The organism is Candidatus Methanoperedens sp. (genome assembly GCA_027460535.1).
Taxonomy (GTDB): Archaea; Halobacteriota; Methanosarcinia; order Methanosarcinales; family Methanoperedenaceae; genus Methanoperedens.
In genome coordinates this window covers 62,821-83,038 of record JAPZAR010000014.1, presented here as the reverse complement: position 1 = coordinate 83,038, position 20,218 = coordinate 62,821, and the positions used below count along the sequence as shown (strand labels likewise).

Annotated in this window: 23 protein-coding genes and 1 pseudogene; 13 read left to right on the top strand and 11 right to left on the bottom strand. The window is 44.7% G+C overall.

All coding sequences use genetic code 11. The features are described from left to right. Positions 1-7 precede the first annotated feature (7 nt). Together guaA and O8C65_06925 are read right to left on the bottom strand one after the other, a co-directional pair. Positions 8-922: a glutamine-hydrolyzing GMP synthase gene (gene guaA, locus O8C65_06930; protein MCZ7356651.1), complete on the bottom strand. Its 915-nt coding sequence runs from the start codon at positions 920-922 to the stop codon at positions 8-10. Positions 923-1,158: 236 nt separating this feature from the next. Then, positions 1,159-2,016, bottom strand: a complete 858-nt coding sequence (locus O8C65_06925; protein ID MCZ7356650.1) for a mechanosensitive ion channel — start codon at positions 2,014-2,016, stop codon at positions 1,159-1,161. 109 nt (positions 2,017-2,125) lie between these two features. On the opposite strand from O8C65_06925, the gene O8C65_06920 reads away from it, so the two are divergent. Beyond that, positions 2,126-3,088 (top strand): trypsin-like peptidase domain-containing protein, encoded by a 963-nt coding sequence (locus tag O8C65_06920; protein ID MCZ7356649.1) that lies wholly within the window; start codon positions 2,126-2,128, stop codon positions 3,086-3,088. A gap of 9 nt (positions 3,089-3,097) precedes the next feature. Here O8C65_06920 and O8C65_06915 read toward each other — a convergent pair whose 3' ends face one another. The 9 genes from O8C65_06915 to O8C65_06875 form a co-directional block, all read right to left on the bottom strand. Next, positions 3,098-3,979, bottom strand: a complete 882-nt coding sequence (locus O8C65_06915; GenBank protein ID MCZ7356648.1) for a DMT family transporter — start codon at positions 3,977-3,979, stop codon at positions 3,098-3,100. A 16-nt stretch (positions 3,980-3,995) separates the two neighbouring features. Next, complete coding sequence (locus O8C65_06910) at positions 3,996-4,586, bottom strand: isoprenylcysteine carboxylmethyltransferase family protein (GenBank protein ID MCZ7356647.1); 591 nt, start codon at positions 4,584-4,586, stop codon at positions 3,996-3,998. Between the two features lie 26 nt (positions 4,587-4,612). Then, positions 4,613-4,816, bottom strand: coding sequence for a helix-turn-helix transcriptional regulator (locus O8C65_06905; protein ID MCZ7356646.1), 204 nt, complete (start codon positions 4,814-4,816; stop codon positions 4,613-4,615). An 8-nt stretch (positions 4,817-4,824) separates the two neighbouring features. Beyond that, positions 4,825-5,223: a DUF2178 domain-containing protein gene (locus O8C65_06900; GenBank protein MCZ7356645.1), complete on the bottom strand. Its 399-nt coding sequence runs from the start codon at positions 5,221-5,223 to the stop codon at positions 4,825-4,827. A gap of 397 nt (positions 5,224-5,620) precedes the next feature. Next, positions 5,621-7,000, bottom strand: a complete 1,380-nt coding sequence (locus O8C65_06895) for an FAD-dependent oxidoreductase (GenBank protein MCZ7356644.1) — start codon at positions 6,998-7,000, stop codon at positions 5,621-5,623. A gap of 178 nt (positions 7,001-7,178) precedes the next feature. Continuing rightward, on the bottom strand, positions 7,179-7,442 hold the full coding sequence (locus O8C65_06890; GenBank protein MCZ7356643.1) for a hypothetical protein: 264 nt from the start codon (positions 7,440-7,442) through the stop codon (positions 7,179-7,181). 703 nt (positions 7,443-8,145) lie between these two features. After that, positions 8,146-8,310, bottom strand: coding sequence for a hypothetical protein (locus tag O8C65_06885; protein ID MCZ7356642.1), 165 nt, complete (start codon positions 8,308-8,310; stop codon positions 8,146-8,148). A 354-nt stretch (positions 8,311-8,664) separates the two neighbouring features. Beyond that, positions 8,665-9,297, bottom strand: coding sequence for a Fe-Mn family superoxide dismutase (locus O8C65_06880; GenBank protein ID MCZ7356641.1), 633 nt, complete (start codon positions 9,295-9,297; stop codon positions 8,665-8,667). An 83-nt stretch (positions 9,298-9,380) separates the two neighbouring features. Further along, complete coding sequence (locus O8C65_06875) at positions 9,381-9,584, bottom strand: hypothetical protein (protein ID MCZ7356640.1); 204 nt, start codon at positions 9,582-9,584, stop codon at positions 9,381-9,383. Between the two features lie 169 nt (positions 9,585-9,753). On the opposite strand from O8C65_06875, the gene O8C65_06870 reads away from it, so the two are divergent. From O8C65_06870 to O8C65_06815, 12 genes and pseudogenes are all read left to right on the top strand, one after another. After that, the gene (locus O8C65_06870) at positions 9,754-10,650 is read left to right on the top strand and encodes a mevalonate kinase (GenBank protein MCZ7356639.1); all 897 of its coding nucleotides are present in this window, start codon (positions 9,754-9,756) and stop codon (positions 10,648-10,650) included. Then, positions 10,647-11,411, top strand: a complete 765-nt coding sequence (locus O8C65_06865) for an isopentenyl phosphate kinase (protein ID MCZ7356638.1) — start codon at positions 10,647-10,649, stop codon at positions 11,409-11,411. Before O8C65_06870 ends, O8C65_06865 begins: the two co-directional genes overlap by 4 nt. 32 nt (positions 11,412-11,443) lie before the next feature. Further along, positions 11,444-12,503, top strand: a pseudogene (gene fni, locus O8C65_06860) (type 2 isopentenyl-diphosphate Delta-isomerase). A gap of 19 nt (positions 12,504-12,522) precedes the next feature. Beyond that, entirely contained in the window at positions 12,523-13,860 is a 1,338-nt protein-coding gene (locus O8C65_06855; GenBank protein ID MCZ7356637.1) for an RNase J family beta-CASP ribonuclease, read from the top strand. Then, positions 13,857-14,819 carry a polyprenyl synthetase family protein gene (locus O8C65_06850; GenBank protein MCZ7356636.1) on the top strand — a complete coding sequence of 321 codons (963 nt, stop codon included), beginning with the start codon at positions 13,857-13,859 and terminating at the stop codon, positions 14,817-14,819. Before O8C65_06855 ends, O8C65_06850 begins: the two co-directional genes overlap by 4 nt. 37 nt (positions 14,820-14,856) lie before the next feature. Beyond that, positions 14,857-16,062, top strand: a complete 1,206-nt coding sequence (gene thrC / locus O8C65_06845; GenBank protein MCZ7356635.1) for a threonine synthase — start codon at positions 14,857-14,859, stop codon at positions 16,060-16,062. 370 nt (positions 16,063-16,432) lie between these two features. Beyond that, positions 16,433-17,395, top strand: coding sequence for a cytochrome c3 family protein (locus O8C65_06840; protein ID MCZ7356634.1), 963 nt, complete (start codon positions 16,433-16,435; stop codon positions 17,393-17,395). Between the two features lie 84 nt (positions 17,396-17,479). Next, positions 17,480-18,409: a cytochrome c3 family protein gene (locus O8C65_06835; GenBank protein ID MCZ7356633.1), complete on the top strand. Its 930-nt coding sequence runs from the start codon at positions 17,480-17,482 to the stop codon at positions 18,407-18,409. Between the two features lie 11 nt (positions 18,410-18,420). After that, complete coding sequence (locus O8C65_06830; GenBank protein ID MCZ7356632.1) at positions 18,421-18,762, top strand: hypothetical protein; 342 nt, start codon at positions 18,421-18,423, stop codon at positions 18,760-18,762. Between the two features lie 9 nt (positions 18,763-18,771). Next, positions 18,772-19,047, top strand: coding sequence for a hypothetical protein (locus O8C65_06825; protein MCZ7356631.1), 276 nt, complete (start codon positions 18,772-18,774; stop codon positions 19,045-19,047). Positions 19,048-19,051: 4 nt separating this feature from the next. Further along, a complete protein-coding gene (locus O8C65_06820; GenBank protein MCZ7356630.1) occupies positions 19,052-19,546 on the top strand; it encodes a Rieske (2Fe-2S) protein in 495 nt (164 codons plus the stop codon). A gap of 9 nt (positions 19,547-19,555) precedes the next feature. Beyond that, positions 19,556-20,218 (top strand): cytochrome b N-terminal domain-containing protein, encoded by a 663-nt coding sequence (locus O8C65_06815; GenBank protein MCZ7356629.1) that lies wholly within the window; start codon positions 19,556-19,558, stop codon positions 20,216-20,218.

Genomic DNA, 20,218 nt, shown 5'->3' with positions numbered 1-20,218 from the left:
AACCTGATCATTCGAACTCGATAGTGGCAGGCGGTTTCGGGGTGAGGTCGTACAGCACGCGAGAAACGCTCGGTATCTCGCTGGTGATGCGGGATTCTATCTTCCGAAGTATTTCCCATGGCAATTCCATCGCCTCAGCCGTCATGCCGTCCCTTGACTCTACGGCGCGTACCGCTATTATCCAGCCGTGTACTCTATTGTCGCCTTTAACCCCGGTTCCTTTCTCAAGCAGCGCCGCAAAGGTTTGCCAGGGGCCGAACTGCTCCACGAGTTCTTCTTCCACGATCGCGTTGGCAGCCCTGACCACATCCAGTTTTTCCTCCGTCACCTCGCCTATTATCCTGACCGAAAGGCCGGGTCCCGGAAATGGCATCCTGTCGGAGATCTCCCGGGGCAATCCAAGCGCCCTTGCAACCTCCCGGACCTCATCCTTGTAGAGGTCGGCGATTGGTTCTATAATCCCCTCAAAATCGATGACCGAAGGGAGTCCACCCACGTTATGGTGACTCTTTATCCCGCCCTCGGATTCTATCCTGTCCGGATATATGGTTCCCTGTATCAGGTATCTCGCGCCGAGTTTATGTGCTTCTCTCTCGAATTCCCTTATGAATGCTTCGCCCACGGCCTTCCTTTTCTTTTCGGGATCCGCAAGGCCTTTCAGGGCCCGCAGGAAATTTTCTTTCGCGTCGATCACCTGGAGGCTCATATCGGAAAATATCTTCTTTATCCTCTCTGTCTCCCCTTTTCGCATTAACCCAGTATCGATATAGATGGGCGTGAGGAGATCGCCAATCGCTCTGTGCGCGAGCACAGCGCATACTGAGCTGTCCACTCCTCCGGACAATGCTATGATGGCCCTGCCTCTTATATCCTTTTTTATTTTTTCTATGCTCGACGGGATGAATTTTTCAACTTTTACCATTTGCCCCTTACATTATTGTTCCTGATTTAAATGGTTTTACTTTCTCCCAAGGGTGTGCGTATGACCTGAGGTTTTCATCTGCATTTATCCACGCTCATTTTGCGGCAAAAAATTAAAGAAGAAGAGAAGTGCTAAGGATATTAATTTAGCGCCAGATGGAAGAAATATAATGCTTCAAGACTGTGAGTACGATAGTACCAAATGGAAAAAAAACCAGTAGGTGGGCGACGTTATCGTCATTTAAATTCAATTTTCTCTTCTTTGAATTTCAGTAGTAAACTCTCTAAGAATTCAGAAATTATTTCATCTTTTTTATTGATTTCCCTGATCCAGAGTCGTATGCTGAGCATTACTCCGGCATCTGAAATCTCTGACACCAGAACCTTTGGCTCGAAAAGGCTCATATCCATTTTATCCTTGAACAGCATCTTGATGTTGGGAAGTTCCAATAATTTGGTTATAATATCTTTTTCTTCCCCCCGAACATGAGGAAGAATATTTGCATGCTCGTGAGCCACCGTTTTAATGATTCCCTTGACCTTTCCAATATCAGAGTCAACAGGGATTGTCAAAGCCACCGAGATTTCCACAAGACCTGATTTTGTATAGTTTATAATACTTGAAGAAATCAGAAAAGAGTTTGGCATATATATCAATCTGCCATTCTTATTCCTCAAAATCGTGCGTGTCAGCGTGATATCCTTAATATTACATATTCCCGTTTCTCCAACTTCCACCCAGTCATCTATATGGACCGGTCTTCCAACTGAGATCAGTATGCCGGCAATGAAATTCTGGATTACCTGTTGTGATGCGAAGGCAATCGCAATACCAATAATACCAAGCGAAGCAACGAAAGCGTTCAGGTCCAGCTCCAGAACGTAACGCAGGCCGTAGTAGAGACCGAGTATAAATATAGCATATTCCGTTATTCTGGCCACCAATTTTGAATAACCTATAGAAATCTTGCTGTCCAGGAATCTCCGTATCAGTGTATAAAATAAATTACCCATTACAACTGTTATGATAAATATAAAGATGAATATTAAGAAGTTAGCCAGTGTCACCTTGCCTATAAAAATATCTGCAGCCATCGAACATAATGTGCATCAATTCTTTAAAAAAGTTTGCTGCAATTTCTTAGCAAAGAGATATAATGCTTCAGCCATAAAGTTATAACCTGAAGTTATCGGGGTGACAAATATGGCAAGTTTCGACGAGACGGTAGTTGCGGCAGTTGAAAAGATAATTCCCAGCGTGGTAAATATCAGTGAAGTTAAACTCATAAAAGATGCATATCTTCACGTGCATCCTGTTCCGGGGGTGGGCTCGGGATTCATAATAGGGAAAGACGGCTTCATACTGACAAACGCCCACGTTGTGCTCGGTTCGCAGGAGATAAAAGTGACATTGGAAGACGGCAGGATTTTTCCGGGTGAGGTCAGGGGGCTGGATACCATAATGGACCTGGCCGTGATTAAAATCGAAGCCGCAAATCTCCCTGTCCCGGAGACGGCAAAAGGCAATGGTCTCAAGATAGGCCAGATGGCGATAGCCATAGGCAGCCCTCTGGGTTTGGTGGGCGGCCCAACTGTGACAGCAGGTGTGATCAGCGCGCTGAACCGCTCTATCCAGACAGAAGTTACCTTCATGGAAGGATTGATACAGACAGACGCTGCTATTAATCCCGGGAACAGCGGTGGTCCGCTTGTCGACAGCAAAGGTGTCGTCGTTGGGATCAACAGTGCCATCATACCTTTCGCACAGGGTATCGGCTTCGCAATCCCGATACAATCCGCAATGTGGGTGGCCGACCAGCTAAGAGAACATGGCGAAATCGTAAGACCATGGATCAGCATGAATGCCGTTGATGTCAATCCCAAGCTCGTGGCGTACTATAACCTTCCGACGGAAAAAGGGGTGGTGGTGACAAACGTGGTGGCCGGAAGCGAAGCTGACAGGTCAGGAATAGAAGTTGCGGATATCCTGGTCCGCATGGACGATATTGAGATAAATAACGTCAGGGACCTGATCAAAGTCCTTAACAAGCACAAAGTGGGCGACAGGGTTTCCATGGAATTTTTCAGGGGCCCAGGAAAAGTAAAGCTTAAGACCGTGCTTGAGAAGGCTCCAACTGTGCAGCAGAAGCCAACACTTCATTCGTAAAAACCATGCCTACTTGGGTGCGGCCTCTATTTGCTTTTCCCTGCTGATAATTACAGCCCCTGCAAGTATGAAACCACCGCCAATCATCGTGGCCAATGAAACAGGCTCACTCAATATTATGTATGCAAAGACCATAGCGCTGACCGGTTCAAGGAGTGAGATGATGCTTGCGTCCTGGGCTCTCACCAATCGGAGGCCATTCAGGTAAATTATCCCGCCCAATGCAGTGGGTATGAGGCCGAACAGTATGAGAAGATACAGGTTTCCTTGTATCACTGCCGGGGATACTGCCATTGAAAAAGGTGAAAAGACAACTAATGACACGATGATAGACCATGTTGCCTGGGCTGTACCCGAGTAATAGTTCCTGAGATACCTGGATGTGAGTATCATCAAAGCATATAACAGACCTGATATAATACCAGAAAAAATCCCAAAAGAACTCATTCCCTCAATGATTAAAGATCCGGGTTGAATCACTATGATAATCCCTGTTATTGATAATGCCAGTGCGAAAATGCTTTTGCGCGTTATATTCTCTTTCAGTATGAAGGGGGACATAAGAATAACGTACATGGGCGCGGTATACAGCAGCAGCACCGCCATTGACACATCTGTATACCTGACCGAATAATAGTAAGTGAGAATTGCACCTGCCTCGAAAAGACCGAGCAGCAGAAGGTATTTCTTTTTCTCTTTAAACCTGAGTTCCTTGAAATTGCCGCAGATGTAAAGATAAAGAATTATAGCGGCAAATCCAAAGAAAAGCCTGTAGAATATCATAGAGGGAATCGGCATATCGGTGATGAGTTTGATGAAGATGCCGATGGATCCGAATAAAACGGAAGCGGCCACAACCTGAGCGTAGCCTTTGAAACTTGAATTTGCCATAGCCACCTGATCCATTTCATCTATGTATTTTCAACTTCATAATCCATTTTATGGGAATGAACATCGAGACATTATTTTGATATTTCCTATATTCTTCGCCGAAAATTTCCAGTAATCTTTTCTCCTCAATGAAGGCTCCAATAATGAGATAGATCGATACAAGCAGCACGGCGGTCAGGTCAAGCTGGCTCATTTCCGTCTTTGTGAATACCAGGATAATGCCGCCTGCGTAGAGCGGATGCCGGACTATCCCGTAAGCGCCCGTTGTTATCAATTCATTTTTCGCGCTTCGCCTCAGCCCGATAAATTCAAGGACGTCGGTCTGGAATGCAGCATAGGCAAACAAACCGAGTGCGAGCATGCGAACAAGAAGAAAAAAAGGATACAACCAGCCGGGGATGAAGTAGGCAAGAGGGGTCGAGCCGATGATCCAGATAAAGAAAGCCGGAGCGAATGTGATGAGACTGATGATCACGTATATTATCCTGTAAAAACGGAACTTATTTCCAAGCAACCTTTCGGCTTCCTCTTTGACAAAATCCGTAGCGAGAGCACTGTGGAACACTGCAAAAACAAGGAAATAAAAAATAAAAGTTATTATTACCATTTGAATTGTCCTTTATCGCTAAAAGGTTATAAATCTTCATCATTAAATGCGAAAATATCCTCAATTTTAACTTTGAAAAGTTTAGCAAATTTAAAAGCCAACTCAAGTGAGGGATTATATTTTTCTTTTTCAATTGCATTTATGGTTTGCCTCGTGACTTTAACTTTTTGAGCAAGGTCTTCTTGAGTCATATCATGCATGGCCCGGAATACTTTGAGCTTGTTTTTCATTAGTGCCCCTACATTTCGTTCTTGTAATAGAACCTGAGAGCTTCGTACAGGAAAATCAGGAAAAAGAATGTATAGGTAATATAGGTAACAGCCGGTTTAACCTGTTCAATAATTTCCAGATCCAAAGGCCCAAGAAAAATAACTGCAATGTTAGCCAGAACTATGCTTACTAAATAGATCCAGAAAGCACCTGCAATGGCCTTTTCAGAAATCTTTCTGGTTCTTTCATCTGCGATAACAACATCTTTGTATCTAGTTTTCATAAACAGAAACAAAGATAATCCTATAGCGAGTATCATTACTCCGCCAATCAGATTGCGTGTGGCGATTGCGAACCCCATGCCTGCCGCTACTAAGACAGCTGTTAAAATCCTCATTATCGTATAACTTTTCTCTTTTTCGCTCATTCTAATTCCTCAAAATGTCAATAATATTTTACATTATGTAATGCATAATTTACTAAATGTATTTAACACTTTCCACATGATAGAAATTTTTCGGAAAGCTTGCTCTGGCGACATCATATTACCTTCAATTATGAGAATTAGTGTGAGTTCTATTTTTGGGCGCCGAATTTTCACATTTTAAGAAGAATTCGGGTTACCTATCGGCTTCTGTGAGCAACGAGCACAGATGCATCACACACCCATCGCAGAAAACTCAAGTATATCAAATTTATATAGTTAAGAAATATAGTTTAAGGCACATACCATAATCCAGTTATTTTAATTTTATTTTTCATATCTTAATACATGTCAATTCCCCCGCGAAATTCATTTTTAATTAGGCAAACGGCTTTCCTCACTACATCTGTGAAGGTTTAATGTTCTGATTCATACGAAATAGGTTTGTAGGATCATATTTATTTTTTAAAGCAACTAGCCTCTCGTAATTCTTCCCGTATGCAGCTATAATTCGCCCTTCTTCTTCGGAACTTATGAAATTCAAATAAATCTGACTGGCCATAAAAGGCTCCATTGCCTTCCAGAAATTTCTTGTCCATTCAAGATTCTTTTCTGATATTGCTTTATCTTCCCATATGCTCACTATGTGGAAATTATATTGATAATTACGATTGCTAAATGCAATTTCTCCTGTTTTTATCCTATTCACTGCACCGTGATGTGACCATATATGAACCATTGAAATGGGCGATGGTACATTCTTCGTATAAGATATTATTGTTTCGATGACATTGTCCGATAATTCTTTCAAAAACGCTGATTTCCAATAATTTAGTTTTCCAGAGGGAGCCGTATCATTTAACATTTTTTGAGCACGTTCATATTGCATCGGTCCTATAGTATCAACCACTGGAGCGCCAAATTCTCTCAATGGTGCCAGCACTTTTTTTCCCTTTTCTATTTCTCCAGAATAACAAACTGCTACCCCAACCACAGGTACTCCACCTGGCAATGTTGCAATCGCAAGTATTGTGCCTAATTCATCAGGCTCATCTCTCGTAAAGTCCCTGAAAAAGTGCAACACTTCTTTAGCCTTATCCAGAGGCCACAATATAAGACCTGCTAGAACCTGACTAATAGGATAGACTTTATATTCGAAAGATGTAACGATACCAAAATTACCTCCTCCGCCTCTTATTCCCCAGAATAAATCCTGATTTTTTTTAGAACTTGCAGTAATAAATCTACCATCTGCTGTAACAATATCAACAGACACAAGATTATCGCACGCCAGACCATATCTTCCCATTAACCAGCCAATTCCTCCGCCTAGTGTTAATCCAGAAATACCGGTAACAGAAATCGTCCCAAGCGATGTAGCAAGCCCGTGAATCTGTGTCTCGTGGTCCAATTCTCCTAATACAACTCCAGATTCTGCACGTACGGTCCTTTCTATTTGATCTACTCTAATTCCTTTCATATTTGAAAGATCTATCATTAGACAGCCGTCGCATATAGCGTGTCCTGCTACGCTATGACCTCCACCTTTCACTGCCAATAACAAATTATTTTTACGAGCAAAATTGACCGTAGTGATTACATCTGCTACTCCGGCAGATTTAACTATTAATCCTGGATGTTTATCAATCATGGCATTGAAAATTTTTCGAGACGATTCATAACCTTCATCTCCAGGCCGAAAAAGGTTGCCTCTCAAATTTTTCTTAAATTCATCTATAGTTGATTCTTCTAAAACATTAGTTAAATTCGGCTTATCCATATTTTGTATCTCCCTTCATGGCTTTTGCTTCAACATTTCTTGATCTACCATCGCTTTTGCATTACCTAATGTACTGAGATACAAAAATAGTAATTTTAGCATAGTTTTCTCCCCTTATCTTATTGATTGAGTGATTTTGCTGCTTCCACTCACACATTAATGTTCTATGTTATCTGAATTAAAGCTTTCGCTCAATTAGAGCTATGCATACAGGTTTTTCAGAAAGTCTTCTTTTTATTCGAAGACTCCTTTCAAACATCATAAATTGATTCTTGAAGTTAACTTTCCTCTTTCCCACCCTCTTCCCCTTAAGGCTTCGGCATGCATCGGTGTGCATGCTCGAGGGCGTTTGAACGAGTGTGGATGCAGTCACTGACTCCTGAATGAATTCGGTAGCATCAGCGCCCATGCTCGATAGTTTTGCATTTTTGGAAGATTTCACGATTTATCATATGGTGCGCCAGATTGTGCATACCTATTTTCGACTCTTAAAAAGTAAAATTACACCCACAATGTAAAGCAGTGTTCCGGATATCAATACTAGAATTCCATACTCTTTAGGTAAACGACTGCTGAGCAGTCCCAGCAAACTCCCAACACTGACAAAAAATAGTCCGATTCCTTGTTTTTGATTATCCTTTAGCTCCATAGTTAGCCATTGTTAATTTACTGATTATATAGTGTTTGGGTGCTAAATCTATTTTTTTCTTGTTCAAGGCAAGAGAAGTAGAATCGGCACTTGAATTTCGGAGGTGCACTAATTTCCTGATATTGGAAGTTCTTGATTCCATTTCCTTTCGGGAGCACGAGAACGCCTATCGCCTTCAGTCGCGCAATGATTCGTAGGGCATCCCCGCACGGATGCATGAGGTTTTTCTCGCCCATTTTTGTTGGAAATTGTCAAAAAGGGGGCACAAAAGTGTATCCCATATTCCGCACTTGAAATGAATTATTTTAATATTTTTCTGCAAGGCAGTTTGTTATATAATCTAATATTAATCTTTTACACGTAATCGCTAAAACGGTTTGATTTTAACAATAAATGGAAAAAATTAATAACCTATATATCTAAAATAAGTATGAGGAAAAATCCTAATTAATCAAAGTTGATATGTATAATGTGGGTTTTAACATCACGTTTATATTCAGATTGGTTTAACTTTTTTAATTGATGCGTATCGCTTGTTCTTTAAAACTTCATCTATTTTACCTTTTGGGAATTCTAATATGAATTCTTTCAGCGTGTCCGGTGTAGGCTTCTGCACATCATACAGAAAGCCATCAATTACAACATGTGTGATAGTTGACATAGTTCCTCCATTTTCTTTTTAAATTGCCAAATTTCGGTAATATTGCTCAAGATACCTCCTTGATAAATTACCACCATGACAGATAATAGTAATAATTATCCATATTTAAACCTTACGCTGGATAATGCGCGTCTGATTTTCAGTATTCTGTGAGGAGTTCTGGATTCTATCGCTTTTTGGGAGCATGATAACGAGCGCAGAAAGGTAGAGTCACGGTATACCCCGTACGATGCCTGTATGAGATGCATAAATCCCCTATTTTGTCAATATTCAACGGTGCTTGTGTGCTGCGGATATGCAGTTAATATAAATGATGAAATAAAAAATTATTGGGAAAGGTGAGCGTGATTGCGCTCATCCGAACATCATCTTGTCAAATCCCGGGTCGAGGGACCAGTCTATCGCCTTGAAAAAAGCCTCTATATAGTCCGCTCTCTTCAATTGATAGTCGATCATGAAGGCATGTTCAAAAACGTCCATGACTATCATGGGACTTGCCGCGCACAGGTGGCCAACATCGTGTTCATTTATCCAGGTATTGAAGAGTTTGTCTCCCATACCGTCGTAATACAGTATTACCCATCCGATGCCGCGCATGGAGCCCACGGCCCTGAAATCCTTTTCCCAGTTTTCATATGATCCGAAATCTTCAGCGATCTTTTTATAGAAATTTGTATTTTTATCGATCACTTTGCCGCCCTTGATCATATTCCCGAAATAATACTCATGCAATCTCATGCCGTTCCATTCCCAGCCGAATCTGCGTTTCAGTTCAGCATACTCGGGTGTCCCGGCCTTTCCTTCTTTTGCCATCGCATTCAATGCATCAGCCACTTTATTTGTGTTCGTTACATAACCCTGGTACAATGTGAAATGGTTCTTCAGCAACTGATCGCTGAACCCTTTCGTTCCAAGCAAGCTATCAAAATTCTTTGGTTCGTAAGCCATATTTTTTAACACCCCATAGTTATTCATGGTCTCTAACATTTTTATAGCTTTCGTGATGACAGCTTTGCGATCAAAGTCACTCAAGTATCTTTAGAGTTCACAAAAGAATAACTTATCCAATTTTATTCATAAGACCTGGCAACAAATCTGCGTTCATCGGCGTCATGCCCGCCGCAATGCATAGACACGTATGCCTGCGGGCATACGTGGATGCGCCGCTCCGAAACCCTGCGGGTTCTCGACTCCGCGCCCACGTATTGCGAAGCAATACGTGTACACGCCCTCCCGAGGCGCGACTCGGGAGGCTCGCGACTCGGGGCGTTCATCTGCGGTTTGTTTCCAAAATATTGCTATCTATTTTTAGGTAATCCCTGAGATCAGCAGGAAAGGTTGATGTCCTAATAATTGAAAATTCAAGATAGACAATTTTATGCGCATCGGCAATGCTTATATTGATTCAGGGCATCTCTAGGACAGTTATCGGAGACTTTTAAGATGATCACCTGCTCAGCCCCGGGCAAGATATACCTTTTTGGTGAGCATGCCGTTGTTTACGGCGAGCCTGCCATAGCCTGCGCCATTGAACTTCGGACCCGTGTGTGCGTAAAAAGCTCTGATGCGATTACAATATCATCGGATATAGGAACTACAGGACTTGATTTTGAAGTACATCCTTATGTTTCAACCGCGATCGAAAAAATAGGTGTCAAGAAGGTCTCGGTCAGCATAAGTTCGGACATTCCCGTGGGCTCGGGACTCGGCTCCTCGGCAGCCGTAACTGTCGCAACCCTTTCTGCGATCAACATTGAATTCGGGCTTGGATATGACAGTGAATGGATCGCAAAAACAGGGCACGAGATCGAAAAAGAAGTGCAGGGGGCAGCAAGCCCAACGGACACGTTCGTATCTACATTCGGCGGCGTGTTTGAGATGCCTTCGCGAAAGAGATTACCTATCCTTGAATGCGGCATGGTAATAGGTAACACCAACAAAGGAGCATCGCCCAAAAAAACCGCAAAGCTCGTAAAGCAGGTGGCCGCGCTCAAAGAAGAATATCCGGATATGATAAACCCCATAATCAGGACGATCGGCTCATTCGCCAGAAAAGGTGAAATCTTTATCTCAAAAAAAGATTACAGTTCCCTGGGAAAGCTCATGAATATTAATCACGGGCTGCTCGATGCCCTTGGCGTCGGCACGGCGGAATTATCTTCTCTTGTCTATGCGGCCAGGGATGCCGGGGCTTTTGGTGCGAAGATCACAGGCGCTGGAGGGGGTGGATGCATGGTAGCCCTGACAGATTCACCTCAAAAAGTTGCGTCCGCGATTGAAAAAGCAGGGGGACATGCCATAGTCACCCGGTTCACTCCGAATGGGGTGCAAACAGAATGAGCCTTATTATCTTAAAGATCGGTGGAAGTGTTATCACCGAGAAAGGTTCTGTATCAATTGCAAAAAAGGATGAAATAGAGAGGATATCGCAGGAGATTGCCTCTTTCAAGAAAGATATTGATGCGAATCTCATACTTGTCCATGGTGCAGGTTCTTTCGGACATCCCCAGGCTATGAAATGGGTAAATGAAGGGTTCGATGCCAGGGGCGTATATTTCACGCATAATTCCGTAAAACTGTTGAATTCAATGGTACTTGAATCATTAAATAATGCAGGAGTTAACGCGTTGCCCGTCCATCCGTTAAGTTCCTGCATTCTTGAAGATGGGAAAATTGCTTTTTTTCAGGTGGAGCAGATCAAAGTGATGTTGGGCAGGGGCGTCGTGCCTGTGCTCCACGGAGATGTGGCGATGGACACAATGAAAGGGGCCGCCATCCTCTCCGGGGACAGGATAATCTCCTATCTTGCGCCGATTATGAACGCATCCAGGATCGGCGCGGGAACAAATGTTGAAGGTGTGCTTGATCAAACTGGTGAAGTAATAAAAAAGATCACTCCACTTAGCTTTGTGGATATCAAAAAAGACATCAAAGGTTCAGCCACCACCGACGTGACGGGGGGAATGCTCGGGAAGGTTTCAGAATTCCTGGAACTCTCAAAAGCCGGGATAAGCTCCCGTATTTTTAACGCTTCTAAAAAAGGAATGGTCTCTAAATTTTTATACGGGGAAGATGTAGGAACGCTGATTGCGGACAAATGATTATATATATAATGTTAAATTACAGGTATTAAATGACCACATCGGACAGGAAGATCGAACACTTATTATTATGCGTTGAAAAGAACGTTGAATCCCATAAATCATATTTAGGGCTTCGGGCTTCAGGTTTTGATGACGTGGATCTTGTTCATAACTGCCTTCCTGAAATCAATAAAAAAAACCTTGATCTGGAAATTGAGTTTCTGGGCAAGAAATTGAGTGCTCCAATACTGATTGCTTCAATGACAGGCGGACACCCTGACACTACAGCGGTAAATGCCGCGCTTGCAGGTGCGGCTGAAGAGCTTGGAATAGGAATAGGTGTGGGAAGCCAGAGAGCAGCGATAGAAGACCCGGCCCTTGAAGATTCATTCAGGATAGTCAGGGACAAGGCCCCCAATGCATTCGTATATGGAAATGTAGGTGCTGCACAACTCGAAGAATTCGGAATAGAAGGACTTGAGCGGGCTGTAGAGATGATAAAGGCCGATGCCATGGCGGTTCACCTGAATTTTCTCCAGGAAGCCATACAGCCAGAAGGCAACATTGACGCCACAGGATGTCTTGATTCGATCAAGAAAGTCTGCGATGAGCTCTCGGTGCCAGTGATAGTCAAGGAGACGGGTGCCGGCATTTCACATTCGCAGGCTGTGGCGATATGCGAGGCCGGGGCTGCGGCCATAGATATAGGCGGTCTTGGAGGAACGAGCTGGGCCGGGGTTGAGACATATCGCGCCCAGAAACGAGGAGACCTGCTATCAGATCATCTGGGAAAGCAATTCTGGAACTGGGGAATACCAACAGTTACCAGCATCGTAGAATCCACGATATCGGTGCCTGTTATCTTCGTCACTTTGCGGCATAGCACTGCCTCTGGTAGCGCCTGCATTGAAAGGTCAAAAAGATGTTGTGGATAAACTGACCATGGTTATTGAAGAACTCAAAGTTGCGATGTTCTTAAGCGGATGCAGGACTGTTGAGGAGCTTGGAAATGCCCCTGCGGTCATCACAGGCAAAACGAAGGAATTCCTGGAGCAAAGGGGATTTGAGACAGCTAGATTTGCCAGAAAAAGATATAAAAATATAAAATAATTATTATGGAGTGAATTAATTGACTGAAATAGGAATAATAGCCGTCGGCGGATATAATGAAATGGGTAAGAACATGACCGGCGTCAGGATAGATAATGATGTCATTATACTGGATATGGGACTTCAACTGGACAGGGTCCAGATACACGAGGATGTGGAAATAGAAAAGATGCATTCAATGGACCTGATCAAGATGGGTGCTATACCGGATGACACCGTCATGAAGGAAGTGGGTGGAACTGTCAGGGCGATCGTGTGCACGCACGGCCACCTTGATCACATCGGTGCGATACCGAAATTGGCGCACAGGTACAAGGCACCTATAATCGCTACCCCCTATACCGCAGAACTTGTGAAACATGAGATAGAAGATGAAAAGAAATTTAAGGTGAATAATGAAGTTATCCCGCTGAAGCTTGGCGGGCGCTATAACCTTACACCGGATATACAGATCGAGTTCATCAGGATCCAGCACAGCATAGTGGATGCGGCTTTTGCGGCAATCCATACCCCTGAAGGGGTGGTGCTGTACGCCAGCGATTTTAAGTTAGACAGAACCCCAACGCTGGGCGAGCCGCCTGACTTCCAGAGGCTTAAAAAACTTGGAAAAGAGGGCGTAAGAGTAATGATCACCGAGAGCACGAATGCGGGGCACTCAGGGAAAACACCCTCGGAACAGATAGCCAAAGACTTAGTGCGCGATGTGCTTCTTGGAACAGAGGAAACAGACTCCGGGGTAGTAATTACGACGTTCTCTTCCCACGTAGCGCGCATTAACGCCATAATCCAGGCCGCTGAAGAAATGAACAGGATCCCCGTGCTGCTGGGGCGGTCGATGGAACGATATCTTACCACAGCAAAGAACATGGGTTATATAAAATTCCCGCAAAATCTTGAGATACACGGGAGCAGGAACGCTGTTGACAAAGCCTTAAGACGCATTTCCCAGGATGGAAAGAAGAAATACCTTCCCATAATCACGGGGCACCAGGGCGAACCTGACGCCATACTCTCACGCATTGCAAATGGAGAGACACAGTTCAGGATTGAATCCGGGGACAAGGTCATATTTTCCGCGAATGCTATCCCCAATCCAATGACGCTTGCGAACAGGTATGCCCTTGAGACAAAACTAAAGATGGCTGGAGCGCGTATTTACGATAACGTTCATGTTTCCGGGCACGCTTCCAGGGAAGATCACTGGGAAGTCCTGCGGATGATAAATCCTGAACAGGTCATACCTTCGCATGGGACTATGTTGATGCATGCAAGTTATGTCGAATTGGCGGAAGATGCGGGCTACGTTTTCGGCGATACGGTCCATATCATGAGGAACGGCGAGGAAATGCTCTTATGATCGAAGAGGAGCTTCAGAAGCGGGCGAAACTGGTGGATGAAGCCATCCCGAAATTCCTGCCCATAACTCCTCCCGATGAACTGTATCATGCCATGCGCCACCTGCTGGATGCAGGAGGAAAGAGGCTTCGCCCATCTGCGCTATTACTGGCCGCTGAGGCTGTGGGGGGCAAGCCTGAAAATGTGCTGCCCGCTGCAGTAGCTATAGAGCTGGTCCATAACTTCACGCTTATCCACGATGATATTATGGACGAGGCCGAGCTGCGGAGGGGGCTCACTACTGTTCATAAAAAATGGGGAGTGCCAAGGGCAATCATAGCCGGGGATGCCCTTTATTCAAAAGCTTTTGAGATCCTTTCGTGCACACGAAGCGAACCGGTGCGGCTTGTGGAAAGCCTTGAACTCATGTCCAAGACCTGCACAGATATATGCGAGGGGCAGTGGATGGATATGAATTTCGCAACGCGGAAAGACGTTACAGAGGAAGAGTACATGCGCATGGTTGAGAAAAAAACCGCCGTGCTTTTTGCGACCGCGGTAAAAATGGGGGCGACATTATCCGGAGCCAATAATGACCTGGCCCGGAGCCTGTGGGATTTTGGGCGGATGACAGGTGTGGGATTCCAGATATACGATGATGTGATAGACCTGATAACACCCGAGGAGATCCTTGGAAAAGCGCAAGGCGGAGACATTATCGAGGGAAAGCGTACTCTTATCGTTATCCATGCTCTCTCAAAAGGAGTTACCATTGATGCGCTCGGGAAAAGCAATGCCACACGCAGTGAGGTCTCGGCCGCGCTCACCGCATTGAAAGAATCGGGCTCCATCGACTATGCTATGAACAAGGCCTTGAATTTTGTAGAGGAAGGAAAGTCCTCGCTCAAATTACTTCCTGATTCTGAAGCGAAAAAGATACTTATCGGGCTCGCTGATTATATGATAGAGCGAAAGTATTAGAGTAATCTATAAGCCTTACAATTCTATTGAGTATCCTATGTACCACCTCGAGTGCATCGCATGCCACAGGAAATATAGTTCAACCGATGTCATTTACACCTGTAGCTGCGGCGGTCTCCTAGATGTGGTTTATGATTATCAAAATATCCATATATCCAAAAAAGACCTGAGCGGTCCTCTTTCCGTCTGGAAATATCGCGCCCTTTTACCTGTTGGACGCGAGCCCATCTCCCTTAAGGAGGGGGGAACACCGCTTTATCGTGTTGACAGGATAGCCGAAAGTGTGGGTCTGAAAGAGGTTTATGTCAAGCACGAGGGGATGAACCCTACAGGCTCATTCAAGGACAGGGGAATGACCGTGGGCGTGACAAAAGCCCTTGAGCTGGGGATGAAAACAGTTGCCTGCGCCTCGACAGGGAACACTTCGGCATCGCTTGCAGTTTACGGGGCAAAGGCCGGGGTTCCTGCTGTCGTGCTATTACCCTCAGGCAAGGTGGCTCTGGGAAAATTAGCACAGGCGCTCATGCACGGCGCCAAAGTCCTGAGCATCCGGGGGAATTTCGATGATGCGCTCAAGCTTGTGCGCGACCTGTGCGACAGGGAAGGATTCTACCTCCTGAATTCAGTGAATCCATACAGGCTTGAGGGCCAGAAAACAATCGCTTTTGAGATAGCGGACCAGTTAGGATGGCAGGCCCCCGACAGGGTCGTTCTGCCGGTGGGAAATGCCGGCAACATCACCGCTATCTACAAAGGTTTTAAGGAATTCAAACGCCTCGGAATAATAAATAGCGTGCCTAAAATGACAGGGATACAGGCTGAGGGCGCAAGTCCTATAGTGAAGGCCATTAAAAGCAATGCAGAAGCGATTACGCCAGAAGCCAGACCAGAAACCGTGGCGACAGCGATCCGCATTGGGAACCCCGTAAATGCGATAAAAGCTCTCCTGGCAATAAAAGAGTCGGGAGGGACAGCCGAGACAGTCTCGGATGATGAGATCATAAAGGCACAGCAGGAGCTTGCAAGTCTGGAAGGGATTGGAGTTGAACCTGCAAGTGCATCCTCGATCGCGGGATTACGAAAGCTTGCGGATATGGGTGTTATAGATCGGAACGAAATTGTTGTATGCGTTACAACCGGGCATCTGCTAAAGGATTCGGAGCATGTTCTCAATGTGTGTCCCAGGCCTGTAGAGATCGATGCCACTATCGAAGCCGTGAGAAAAGCTGTTTTTTCGAATTAGGCCGAAGCTTTGATAACCTAAAATCAGGCTCTATCAATGGATGGGAGGTTATGGCTGATAAATTACAAAGGACAATGAACTCAACGAAGTAATAACAAAATACCTGCAGCGCGGGATGTCTTGCCCTACCGATACATGAATAGCGATTACAGGCTCGGAACTATTGCATTCGGGGGGATATCACTCCTTCCGATTTGCATTTTTACCTATAATGTAGCACGCTCTTTAATTCCGCCAAAAGAATTGAAGAAGAGTTGAAACAACTTTTCTCTGTATGAAAAAAGCATCTCTCATGTATCGAAGGATAAGTTTAAGTATTTTGCAGATATGGGGAAGATTTAATAATCATTATACATGATAGGATGGCCATATGCAATTTAAAAACGCTTCGAGGATTATAATAGGTATAGTTTTCGTACTATTGACAATATCAGCTCTGCAGCTATTGATCCAACCGGTGGCTGCCGCACCGCCGAATTTGCCGAACAACTCATGCGCTGACTGCCACCGGAAATTGCTCTTTTCTAACGAACAACAGAGGCAGTTTATAGAAATACGCCTCAAGCATCTTGAAAGCGGCATTTCCTGTTCGATCGTATGCCACGAGGATAAACTCAATAAAACCACAGCCTCAACATATGCTCTATGGTCCATATCCACTCATGCTCTTTTCAGCGTCACCTGCGAAAAATGCCATGGGGGTAATCCAGCGGCACCTTCCAAGGAGGAAGCCCATGTTGGTCTTTCAAACGTCAGCATAGCGCGGGCTAATACACCCGAAACATGCGGAAAATGTCATGAACCTGAGCTTGCAGAATTCAAGAATTCACAGCATTTCAAGAATTTGGAATCCGGCGAGCAAGTCCTGGCGCCTGCATGCATCACATGCCATCAGGCGCACAGCGTGCGTGTCCTGACAGCTTCTGAAATAGAGGATTTCTGCAGTAATTGCCACAATGGAATAACAGGCGTAGATCCTACGGTACCGAAAAAAGCAGAAAACGCCTTGACATCGGTAAGCGATTTGCAGGTTGAAATTTCAAAAGCCAGGAGCTCTATTATTACTGCACAAGCAGAAGGTAAGGATGTAACGGAGGCACAGGCAAATCTGGATGCTGCGACAGCCATCCTGAAAAATACCCCATCTGTTTGGCACAGGTTCAATTTGACCTACTTCGATACGGAAGTCCAGAACGGTATTGAAATGACCCGGAATGCAGAAAATATGACAGCTGCGGCGCAGGCCACGACAATGCCCACTAAGGCACCCGGATTTGAAATAATCATGCTGATCTCAGTGCTTCTTCTGGCATATTACCTGAAAAAACATTAAAGGGACTCTACATTAGAAGAGACTAAAAAGGTGAACCTTATATGTCAAGCAGGATTCAATAGAGAAAAATAGTGAGTGATAGGAATGAAATTGAATAAAATAATATTATCCGGCATATTACTAATGTTTTCCGTTTTCATTGTACCTGGAGTATTGGCAGATAATTCATGTCTGAACTGTCATGAAAAACTTTCAGCATTCAATGAAACCGAGCAGCAATTCAACCAAATTAGACTTCAGCATCTGGCACGGGACATACCATGTTCTCTCGAATGCCATACTACTACTCTGAGTAAGTTCGCCAAGAGTAATTATGAGCAGTGGACAAAGTCCAAACATGCATTATTCAATGTGACTTGTAATAACTGCCATGGTGGAGACCCCAGTTCGGAAATAAAAGAAAAAGCACATATTGGAATCCTGATATCTTCTGATCCCAACAGTACTATTTTTTACAGGAACGTGCCCGAGACCTGTGGAAAATGTCATGTAAATGAATTGGAGCAGTTCAGGAATTCTGCGCATTATCAGAATTTAAAAGCATTAAAGCAGGCTCCTACGTGTGATACCTGTCACAGTCCGCATGAATTCATGGTCTTGAATATCAGCGCGTTCCATAATCTATGCAGCCAGTGCCACAATATAGACATGAGAATCGCTCCATCCGATGCTCCGGACAAGGCGATAGCTGCATTAGAATCTGCGGACAACTTAAAGAATGAGATTAGGAAAGCCGATGATGCTATCAGACAGGCCAAACAGCAGGGAAAGGATGTATCTATGGCCCAGAAAGACCTTGATACAGCAATAGCGATAATGGATGGTCTGCCGGTACTGTGGCACAGTTTTAACCTGCCGCATTTTCAGGACGTGATTGATAATGGTACAAAATATGCCCAGCAGTCGCAGCTTGACACCGGCTTACCCATAGCCAAGCCAAAAGCTCCCGGTTTCGGCGTTATAATGTCGTTGACGGGAATTATTGCAATATACCTGCTGCTGCGCAGAAAATGAGGTGTAAAGCAATGAACATGTCCAAAGGTAACATTTTTTTACTTCTTGCATTAGCTCTCCTGGTTACGACATCTCTGACTTCGGCAAAACCCGAATATGCAGTCAAGGAAAGCCGCAACTGTCCCTACTGCCATGCCAGGGACGGTCCTCCGCAGCTTAACGAAGTAGGTGTCTATTACGGGACACATAATCATTCGTTCGAAGGTTATGTCCCTGCGCCAAAAGCAACTCCCACCCCTGAACCCACGCAAAATATCGAAATAGGTGTACACATGAACACCTGGGACGTTGGTCTGCGGGCATTCGCCACTATTTTGGTAATACTGGCAGTGGTTCTCGTCATAAGGTTATAGGGTGAATTTATGCATATAGAAAATGTCGAATATGGACCGGAGAAAGAAGGGTTCTGGTCACAGGCAGCATTTGCCTTAATAATCGTATCTACCCTGGCTGCCGCGGGAATAACAGGTACCATCATATGGAAAATCATTTCGAGCGATCCCTCTGCGGCGTCCTCAAGAACATTCATAGAAGATGTTGGGAAGTTGTTTGCATACCTCCTTTTCATCTTTGCCGCGATCTTGTACCTGTACGTAAAAGGACTGCTGCAGGATGAATACGTCACAACATTGGAGTGAAAACATGGGAGATAAGATCGTAATCACACTCACGAGAAGAAAGGTTACTGAGATTTTGGTTGGCCTTGTTGGGCTTTTTTTTGCAGGCGGTGCGGCTGCAGCGTTATTGAAATACCTGTGGCCCCAAACTGAAAAAAGGGGCGAATCCGCCGAAGTTAAGATTGCATCCGTTGATGAAGTTCCCACGGGAACTGCTAAAAAATTTTCGTTCAACGGCAAGGCCGCAGTGCTCTTACATATGCCTGCAGGCTTTCGTGCGTTCGGGACTGTTTGCACACATCTTGGATGCATTGCATACTGGAAACCAGATGAGAGCCTAATTTATTGCCCATGCCATATAGGAAAATATGACCCCAACACGGGTGCAGTGATTTCTGGACCCCCGCCTTCACCATTACCTGCGATCGATATCGTTGTGAAAGAAGGCGCTGTGTATGCGCTCAACTGGAAAGACCCGAATTACGTGAAATCCATTTCGTTCTATGCCGGGGCGGCGTGAGGTGATGATATGACTTTATATGAAAAAATCTACAAATGGCTTGATGACAGGTTTAAGCTAAGAGAACTGCTGCCGCCCATAGTCAAGCATCCGGCCCCTCTTGAGGTAGTTTCCAATCCCCTGTATTGCCTTGGCGGCACTGCCTTCCTGTGTTTCATTATTCTTGTTCTTACAGGAATATTTTTGGCAATGTACTACAAACCCACACCTACAGACGCATATAACAGTGTTCAACACATAATGACCGCCGTTCCATTCGGCAGTCTCGTACGAAGCATACACCACTGGGCTGCAAATACAATGATAGCGGCTGTGATGCTCCACATGATAAGGATCTACTTCATGGGAGCCTATAAGAAACCCCGTGAGCTGAACTGGGTCGTGGGTATCTTCCTTCTCCTTACGGTCACAACTTTCGGTTTCTCCGGGTACCTTCTCCCCTGGGATCAGCTTTCATATTGGGCCACGAAGATCGGAACCGGCATTGCAGGCTCCATACCGATCGTAGGCGGATATATTGCTTTGATCCTTATGGGAGGTAATGATCTCGGCGCTGATACCATCACCCGGTTCTTTGCCATCCATGTATTGATACTACCACTGGCAATAGCAGCGCTTCTCGGATTGCATTTTGTGATGGTCCGGATACAGGGTATTTCCGGGAGGCTTTGA